We start from the raw sequence: 518 nt of genomic DNA, 5'->3' as shown, positions 1-518 counted from the left end.
ATCTGCACGTGGCCAACCTGCCCAGTGGTTCGAGGTTTTCCCCGCTGGACAAGCTCTACGGTTGATGCGTCCCCGACATACGGTGGCCGACGTTTTGGAAATGGAGCAGCTACAGCTCAAAAGTCTGAGCCTGACCTCCTGGCACTGCCGTGCCCTGCAGGCGATAAGGAGATGCCGGACCAAAGCTATGGGCGGACACATAGATAAATGCGACTGTTGCCACGCGTTGCACATCAGTTACAACAGTTGCAGGAACAGGCATTGCCCAACATGCCAGGGGCACAAACGCGAGGAGTGGATCCGGGCACGGGAAGGCGAACTCTTGAACGTTCCCTATTTTCATTTGGTGTTTACCCTTCCTAGCGAATTCAACAGCTACGCTTTGAGCCATGGCAAAATAGTGTACGGCAGTCTGTTCAGGGCCGCTTGGCAGACCTTGCGGCAATTTGGGGACAACCCCAAACATTTGGGCGGCAGAATGGGCATGATCGCGGTGCTGCATACCTGGGGTCAGAACA

General features: G+C 55.4%; 1 protein-coding gene. It reads left to right on the top strand.

Features of this window, described 5'->3' with window-relative positions; translation table 11 throughout:
* Positions 1 to 64: 64 nt before the first annotated feature.
* On the top strand, positions 65 to 518 hold a 454-nt coding region (locus ESY88_RS20770; protein ID WP_189702689.1), incomplete at its 3' end, for an IS91 family transposase.

This window comes from Subsaximicrobium wynnwilliamsii, from assembly GCF_007997225.1.
In the GTDB taxonomy this organism is placed as follows: Bacteria; Bacteroidota; Bacteroidia; order Flavobacteriales; family Flavobacteriaceae; genus Psychroserpens; species Psychroserpens wynnwilliamsii.
The sequence above is the reverse complement of the archived record's forward strand: the minus strand, read 5'-3'. Positions and strand labels throughout refer to the sequence as shown.